The organism is Gordonia sp. NPDC057258 (assembly GCF_042668985.1).
Lineage (GTDB): Bacteria > Actinomycetota > Actinomycetes > Mycobacteriales > Mycobacteriaceae > Gordonia > Gordonia hongkongensis.
The window spans coordinates 1-1211 of sequence record NZ_JBHUXZ010000092.1 but is presented as its reverse complement, the minus strand read 5'-3'; the positions used below and the strand labels follow the sequence as shown (position 1 = coordinate 1211).

At 62.4% G+C, this 1211-nt stretch carries 1 pseudogene; it reads left to right on the top strand.

The annotated features are described in order from the left end of the window. Positions 1-148 precede the first annotated feature (148 nt). Positions 149-1122: pseudogene (locus ACFUEJ_RS24240) on the top strand (IS3 family transposase); the annotation flags it as partial. Positions 1123-1211: the final 89 nt, after the last annotated feature.

Genomic DNA, 1211 nt, shown 5'->3' with positions numbered 1-1211 from the left:
ACCGTGTCGCGTGTGTGGCGGGCGTTCGGATTGGCTCCGCACAAACAGGATTCGTGGAAGCTGTCGAGAGATCCCTTGTTCACCGAGAAGGTCCGTGAATCACCCCTGGTTTGATGCCGCTTCCTTCTGAGTCAGGAAGGATGAGCACATGCCTAAGAAGATCGATCCGGAGGTCCGTTCGAGGGCCTTGCGTTTGCTGGAGGCGCACGGCGGCGAGTACACGTCGTTGACTGCCGCGGCAGAGGCGATCGCCAAGCAGGTCGGTGTCGGTGGGGAGACGGTACGTCGGTGGGCCGTGCAGGCCCAGGTCGATGCCGGCGCCCGGTCGGGGACCACGTCGAAGGAGTCCGCTGAGATCAAGCGACTCAAGGCGGAGAACAAGCAATTGCGAGAGGACGTTGCCATTGTGAAAGCGGCGACGACTTTCTTCGCGGGGGAACTCGACCGCCGCAACCGATGATCGTGGCGTTCATAGATCAGATGCGCGCCAACGGTTTTGCGGTCGAGTCGATCTGTCGGGTCTTGCGTGAGCAGGGCTGCATGATTGCCGCACGAACCTACCGGGCATCGCGAACACGCACGCCTGCCGCTCGGACCGTCTCCGATGCCCACGTCGTCGATGCGGTGCGCACCGTGGTCTGGCGCACCGATGACGACGGCCGGCGGAAGATGACTCCGGAGGGCCTCTACGGGCGGGTGAAGATGCGCGCCCATCTGCATCGGACAACACTGCCCGGGGTGTCCTATGGCGCCGTTGATCGAGCGATGAAAGTGCTAGGCCACAACGGGATTCGAAGGTCCAAGGGAGTCCGTACGACCGTGCGGTCCGCTGATGGTGTACGTGCGGAGGATCTGGTGAATCGACAGTTCAGTGCCGTCGAGCCGAACCGGGTGTGGGTGACCGATTTCACCTACTGCCGGACGTGGGCGGGGTGGGTGTACGTGGTGTTCATCATCGACGTGTTCTCACGTCGGATCGTGGCGTGGCACGCCTCGACGTCGAAGACGGTGGAGCTGGTGACGGTCCCGCTTCGGATGGCGCTGTGGCAGCGGAAACGAGAGGGTCATCCGGTGAAAGCTGCTGAGCTGATTCATCATTCGGATGCTGGAAGTCAGGGCGGATTCAACTGGTCGTCGCAACACCATGATCATGGAGGTGTTTGCGGTGGCTACGGCGGACTGGAGTCGGAGGACCAGCGATGTGGCGGTAG